Source organism: Actinoplanes sp. NPDC051633, assembly GCF_040681735.1.
Classification (GTDB): domain Bacteria; phylum Actinomycetota; class Actinomycetes; order Mycobacteriales; family Micromonosporaceae; genus Actinoplanes.
The window spans coordinates 1-6,526 of the sequence record NZ_JBFAZH010000367.1 but is presented as its reverse complement, the minus strand read 5'-3'; the positions used below and the strand labels follow the sequence as shown (position 1 = coordinate 6,526).

Annotated in this window: 4 protein-coding genes and 4 pseudogenes; 4 read left to right on the top strand and 4 right to left on the bottom strand. The window is 63.0% G+C overall.

Annotation, left to right across the window (positions count from 1 at the left end; all coding sequences use genetic code 11):
* Positions 1-403: glycosyltransferase (locus AB0M20_RS20745; protein WP_364300413.1), on the bottom strand; the 403-nt coding region annotated here is incomplete at its 3' end.
* A 248-nt stretch (positions 404-651) separates the two neighbouring features.
* Positions 652-1,344 (bottom strand): annotated as a pseudogene (locus AB0M20_RS20740) (transposase family protein); the annotation flags it as partial.
* A gap of 128 nt (positions 1,345-1,472) precedes the next feature.
* On the opposite strand from AB0M20_RS20740, the gene AB0M20_RS20735 reads away from it, so the two are divergent.
* From AB0M20_RS20735 to AB0M20_RS20725, 3 genes are read left to right on the top strand one after another with little or no spacing between them, the layout of a single operon-like run.
* Complete coding sequence (locus tag AB0M20_RS20735; protein ID WP_364300411.1) at positions 1,473-2,486, top strand: ATP-binding cassette domain-containing protein; 1,014 nt, start codon at positions 1,473-1,475, stop codon at positions 2,484-2,486.
* Positions 2,483-3,268, top strand: coding sequence for an ABC-2 family transporter protein (locus tag AB0M20_RS20730; protein ID WP_364300409.1), 786 nt, complete (start codon positions 2,483-2,485; stop codon positions 3,266-3,268). Before AB0M20_RS20735 ends, AB0M20_RS20730 begins: the two co-directional genes overlap by 4 nt.
* Positions 3,269-3,272: 4 nt before the next feature.
* Complete coding sequence (locus AB0M20_RS20725; RefSeq protein ID WP_364300407.1) at positions 3,273-4,061, top strand: ABC-2 family transporter protein; 789 nt, start codon at positions 3,273-3,275, stop codon at positions 4,059-4,061.
* Positions 4,062-4,220: 159 nt separating this feature from the next.
* On the opposite strand, the pseudogene AB0M20_RS20720 reads toward AB0M20_RS20725, so the two are convergent.
* Together AB0M20_RS20720 and AB0M20_RS20715 are read right to left on the bottom strand one after the other, a co-directional pair.
* Positions 4,221-5,136 (bottom strand): annotated as a pseudogene (locus tag AB0M20_RS20720) (AAA family ATPase).
* A pseudogene (locus AB0M20_RS20715) lies at positions 5,088-5,479 on the bottom strand (helix-hairpin-helix domain-containing protein). Before AB0M20_RS20715 ends, AB0M20_RS20720 begins: the two co-directional pseudogenes overlap by 49 nt.
* Positions 5,480-5,597: 118 nt before the next feature.
* Between AB0M20_RS20715 and AB0M20_RS20710 the strand changes: the two are divergent.
* Positions 5,598-5,822 (top strand): annotated as a pseudogene (locus AB0M20_RS20710) (leucine zipper domain-containing protein); the annotation flags it as partial.
* Between the last annotated feature and the right edge of the window lie 704 nt (positions 5,823-6,526).

The window sequence follows — 6,526 nt, the reverse complement described above, 5'->3', positions numbered from 1 at the left end:
CGGTTTTTTCCCGGCCCATCTCATGGGAGGTGACCACCAGCGGTATGCCGCCCTCCAGTTTCAGCATAGATCCGATTATTGCCGTTTCGTGGCTGTTGGCGTGAATGACATCGAACCTTGACAGGTCCGCGTGTGCATGTATTGCGTCAAGTATGTCGAAGTAGAGTTGCTCCCACGGCGCCTTTTCGCCCGTGAGAAGCGCGCGCATGAATGCGCCTAAACGTATGACTTGAACGCCGGCTTCCGTCGTGATGTGATCTCCCGCAACGGTAGAATGATCGCCTGGCGTGACAATACAGACCTCATGCCCGGCGCGCACCATGCCGCGCGCCAACTCCTTCGCGTAGGTTTCGGCACCACCTATAACCGGATGGTAGTTCCCTGATATAAATAGGATGCGCATTCTTTCATTGATTCCCGGGCTCGGATACGTCGGTAACGGTTTAATACGATCGATGCCTCATTAACGGGGGCCGCACGCCTAACCGAGGCAAAGGCAACGCTCTGATGGACAGCGCTGTGGACCCTGCATTTGAGCTGTAGATACATGGCGGACTCCAGACTGGGACCCCGTACCCCCGTAATCGCCCTCCAAACTCCGTGCTCAACGTGTGCCCTCCTCCGGTTCTGGACGTCTCATCGAGCCACTTTTCATGCTGTGTAGCGGTTCGCTTGGATGCGGTGCAGTAAGAGGATTGCCTTGCACGATAACTGTTGCGCGGCGGAGGCAACAGCGCAGTTTGACTTGGTGGTCCAGGTCTCGAGCAGGGCGATGGCGCGCTCGCCGGGCGCGGATCTTCGCGTGTGCCCGGTTGAACCCGTTCTGCCGGCGTGGCAATGTCGACCGGAAGCGGCGTCGTTTGAACGGTGTGCGCACGCTGCCGCGGGCGCCCTGTATCCCTTGTCGTCGAACGTCGTCACCTTCGCGCTGGTCGACGCGTCGATGATGCCGAAGGACCGGGCGGCAGACAGGTCATGCGCCGAGCCCGACAATGCTGGTGACGCCCACACGAGCCGCCCGGCGCCGCATCGGCGGTGACGTGCACGTTCACGCCGTGGCGTTGCCTTTGCCCGAGTAGTACGGCTTCTGATCGGCGACCCGTTCGATCGGGATGAGGATCGCGTACGCCAGACGTCGGATGCGCTGATCGCCGTGGCCAGGTCGTCGGCATCGGCGGCGAGCCGGGCGATCGCTTCTGGACGCAGCGTCAGGCGGTGGCGACGCCGATCCCGAATCCGGCGGCGAGCCGGGTACTAGGTCTCGCCGTTGCGCACGTGCGCCAGAGCTAACAGCGCCCGTCGGCCTGGCGCGAGGCCCTGCCATCTCGATCGGCGCTTGTTACGGACTTCGTTCTGACCCTTGACAACGGAGTTGGCGGGATGCGGTTGGCGAGGTGGCGATGAGATGTCCGGCATCACGTGCACCGTCCAGCCCGATGGCGATGGAGGCCCAATGCTCTTAAGGTATGTCTGTGCCGATTGTCGAAGCTCACGGGCTCACCAAGGTGTTCCGCCGGCCGGAAAAGGAGGCTGGGCTCGCCGGGGCGCTCAAGCATCTAATCAGCCGGCGGTTCACTGACACAGTCGCAGTTGACCACCTCGACCTGTCCATCGAGGAAGGCGAGGCGGTCGCGTACGTCGGTCCTAACGGCGCTGGCAAGTCGACCACAGTGAAGTTGCTGAGCGGCATTCTGGTGCCCACCGCCGGGGAGGTCCGCATCGACGACTTAAACCCGCAACGGCACCGCATCGCGATCGCCCACCGTCTGGGGGTGCTATTCGGCCAGCGCACTCAACTGTGGTGGGACCTGCCGGTCGGCGAGTCCCTCGCCGTGCTACGCGACATCTACGGCGTGGACGCGGCCACGTACCGCAAGCGCTTAGATCGCTTTGATCAGGTGCTCGATCTCGGCGAAATCCTGCCGGTGGTGGGGCGCCGATTGTCTCTGGGGCAGCGTATGCGCGCGGACTTGGCTGCGGCGCTGCTGCACGGACCGCGGATCGTATACCTCGACGAGCCCACCATCGGGCTAGACCTCGTAGTCAAGGACCGGGTTCGAGACTTTCTCCGCACGATCCGAGATGAAGGCACCACGCTGATGTTGACGAGCCACGACCTGGCGGATATCGAAGAACTCTGCCAGCGGCTTGTGATCATCGACGCGGGGCGCATCATATTCGACGGCGACTTTGTGGCGGTAAAGGACCGATTCGCCCGCGAGCGCATCCTTCATGTCATGGTCGAACGACCAGTGCCAATGGAGGTTTTGCGCACAACCCTTCCCGAGGCGGAGGTCGCCGCCGGGAAAACGCCGCTGCACTTCTCGGTGCGGTTCGACCGGTTCACTATGACTGCGGGGCAGGCGGTCAACGCTTTGGCCGAGTTAGAGAACCTAGTGGATATTCGGGTTGACGAGCCGAATATTGAAGACGTCATCCGCCGTGTCTACTCGGGCGAGCTAGTGCTCGACGAAACGACACCGTGAAAGCATACCTCGCATTGGCCCGTGGCGTCGCGTTAAGCGCGCTGTCTTATCGAACCAACTTCCTGCTCGGCCTGAGTGGCGTGCTGTTCCAGTTGGTCGCCTTACTGGCGGTGTGGCGGGCAATCCTCCGCGACACGTCGGTGCAAGGCTTCACTTGGCCGCAAATGCAGGCGTACTTGCTTGTGGCCTTCGCCTCGGGGACGCTGGTATCTCTCGCAACAGACTTCCGCATGGCGTCGCGTATACAAAGCGGACTGGTGGCGCTGGACATTGTAAAACCGGTCGACTACCAGAAGGCGCGGCTGGCCGAAACGCTCGGCGGCGTATGGATTGAAATAATCATGATCGCCTTGGCCGGTTGCGTTACTCTTCTGCTTACCGGAGGTGTAATCCTTCCGAGCCGCTCGGCACTCGCTCTATTCATTACTAGCATGGCATTGGTGGTCCCGCTTAAGTTTCTCATCGTTTATGCCAGTACGCTGGCATGTTTCTGGACGCAAAGCTATATCGGCGTGCAAAGCGCCCGCCTTGCCGTGGTAAACCTGCTGTCTGGAGCGTTAATTCCCCTTGCCTATTTGCCAGACTGGCTGGCCGCCGCCGCCCAGTGGTCGCCCTTCGCTGGCTTGACGTCGACCCCAGCGCTAATCTTCATTGGAAGAGTCGGCCTTCAACAAGGTTTGACCCTAGTATGCATGCAATTGGTCTGGGTTGTGGTGCTCTGGTTCGGCTCTCGGCTGGTCTGGCGGGCCGCCATCCGCAAGTTGACCGTGAACGGCGGCTGAACCCATGCGGATTGTACGGCTCTATTTCCGTCTGCTCGGGGCGCATCTGCGGGCGTTGCTCGAGTACGAAGCCGACTTCTGGATTCTGGCCGCCGCGACAGTGCTATTACAAGTTATCAACATTGCCTTCCTGGCCGCCCTCTTCGCCAAGGTTCCGGATCTCAACGGCTGGACTTTTTGGGCCGTTGTAATGATGTTCGGCCTAGTATCGTTCGCCGAGGGGTTCGGCTCGTTCTTTTTTGAGGGCCTGTGGCGCCTGGCATGGCAGATCAACACGGGAGAACTCGACTACTTCATGGTGCGACCCTACCCCGTGGTGCTGCAAGCGAGCAGCGCAGACATCGGTATCAACGGGTTAAGCAACATTGTCATGGGGGGTTCGATGATCGGTGTAGCATTAGCTCATCTCAGCGTAGCGTGGTCCCCATGGCGCGTACTGAGCGGGGTATTCCTATTGGCCAGCGCAGTCGTCATCAAGGTAGCGATCAACCTAGCCACGAACTCCGTGTCGTTTTGGCTGGAGAGTTCGATACCCGTCTTCGCTCTAGCCGTGCACCAGGCCGGCGACCTTGCCCGCTTCCCACTGAGCATCTATCCGCTAGCACTTAAGGCAGTGCTCGGCTTCGTGCTGCCGTTCGCTTTTATCAGCTTTTTCCCGGTGGCATTTCTGCTGGAGGAGGGCAGCGCCCCCTGGATTGGACTATTGACTCCCCTGGTTGCTTTGTACTGCTTGACGACGGCCTTCTCGATCTTTCGGCGCGGACTGCGTCGCTACGAGAGCGCCGGCACCTAAATAGGATTGCGCGGCGGCCGTGAGTCGCCGTCCTACCCGGCGAACGCATCGACCGCCGCAACGCCCGATCCGCCTGCTGCTGATGTCGTGCCATCGAACACCTCCGCGATCACGGGGCATTGCGACGACCAGTTGAACTGCCCTAGAACCCGCCCGGAACTACATGGTCAACATTCGGGCGGCGTTGACATCGACGCCAGCACACCGCTGGCCTATCGGCGGCAGGTCACGCAACCGCGAGAATTCCGGCAGACCTTCCCGGGCCGGGGTGAGCTGCTGCTGCAACAGGGTGTTCAACGCACCGGCCCCCGCCGGGCCGCGGTTCATCGGCGCGAGGACCTGCACGTCACGGCGCGGGTCCAGCCCGAACCGTTTCGCGATCCGGGTGCACGCCACGTCGACGGTGAGAGCGGCCGTGGCTTCGGTGTTGTCGCAACCGAAGAGGAAGAAGTCGCTCATGCCCTGCAGGATCGGTGGTCGGCGGGCGTTGATCCGGTGGGCATTGCTGACCACCCCGGAGTCGGCGGCCTGCCGGAACACCTGGGTCAGGCGAACCCGGGGAACAGTGGCCGCGGCGAGCAGATCCCGCAGCACCTCCCCGGCGCCGACAGACGGAAGCTGGTCGACGTCACCGACCAACAGCAGATGCGCCCCGGGCGGAACGGCTTTGATCAGTTTGTTGGCCAAGATCAGATCGAGCATGGATGCCTCGTCCACCGCCAGCAGATCCAGTCGAGTGGTGTGTCGCGGTCGTAGGTGGGTTCGCCGTGGGGTTGCAGCTTCAGCAGCCGGTGCACCGTCGCGGCGGGTTTGCCGGTCAGTCTCGGCCAGGCGTTTCGCTGCCCGCCCGGTCGGCGCGACGAGCAGGATCCTCGCTTTCTTTGGCGGCGGCGAGTTCAACGATCGAACGAACGGTGAAGCTTTTCCCGCAGCCGGGTCCGCCGGTCAGGACGGCGACTTTCGAGGTCAGCGCCAACCGGACGGCCTGCTGCTGTTCCGGGGCCAGGTCGGTGTTGGTACGTGCCTTCAGCCAAGCCAGCGCCCTGTCCCAATCGACACCAGTGAACTGCGCCATCCGGTCCGCGCGGTCGCCGAGCAGCCGCAACACCGAACTGGCCAAGGACTGTTCGGCGCGGTGGAACGGCACCAGATAGGTCGCCGGGACGGGACCGTCGGCACCGTTTCGGTGGCGGCCTGCGACAACGTGTACTGCCACCCGGCCATGACCCGCTGCGGGCTGTCGTGCGGGATCCCCACGGCCTGCGCGATCGTGTCAGCGGTCTTGAACCCGATCCCCACACATCGGCGGCCAGCCGGTGCGGCTCACTCTTCACAACGCTGATCGAGGCGTCGCCGTACTTCTTGTAGATCCGCACCGCGATTGAGGTGGACACCCGCACACCTTGCAGGAAGATCATCACTTCTTTGATGGCCTTTGCTCCGCCCACGCGTCGGTGATCTTCGCCGTGCGCTTCGGACCCAACCCCGGCACTTCCACCAACCGGCCCGGCTCGTCCTCGATTTGCGCTGGTGGGAATGTCGATCGTGGAACAGCGATATCAGGCCGTCATGGCGGTGCTGGCCGGTGGTCCGGTGACCGAGGTAGCCCAGAAGGCCGGGGCGTCGCGGCAGAGTCTTCATGTCTGGTTGCGCCGCTATGCCGAGGAAGGGCTGGCCGGCTTGCAGGACCGGTCTCGGCGTCCGGACGGGTGCCCGCATCGGGCTTCACCGGAGGTGGAAGTGCTGGTGTGCGAGATGCGGCCGGCCGCTACGACAACGGCGGGCCCACCTGGTGCAGCTGCTCGTCGACGCGCCGCCCGCGCTGGCGGTATGCACGCAGACCACGGACGTGGCGCTGGCCCGGGTGTGGTTCGAGAAGCTCGCGGTGACCGGGGTCGAGGGCCTGTTGTAGCCAGGGTTCGCGATTGACCGTTGACCATGACGCAGGTGCGGGTCGATGCGGGAGCTATCAGCTCCCTGACGTGCCGGCCACGAGCGGAAGTTTGCGGGAGCCCTGGCCTGTCGAGACTGGGAGCATTCGTGATCGGCGTCCACGCTGGGCTATCCGATGGGTCCGACGACGCGCAGACGCTGATAATGGCCTCCCGGTAGTAGTCAACGGCAATGCTGGTTAGGGGCCGGTAACGCCGGGGGGCTGCTGCCCGCGCCGTCAAGCGGTTGACCAGCGATGCCTTTTCTGGGCTGAGAGCTACGGTTAAGCCGTTTGGGAGACTCAGCGTCCCCAGATGACGATCATCGGATCATGGCGTACCACTGCGGCACCGCCCAGACCCGAACCGTGAACGTGACGGGCAACCCGCTTCAAGTAGCAAGCATGGGGATCGTCCACGCCGTCCCGCCGGGCGGAGGTCGACCAGCGTGCTCAAATCTGGAGAGCGACCCGACCATGGCGGACCTTGGCTTCTCCTGGCCACCGAGGGAGAACGTGGCGAGGCCGTGCCCGA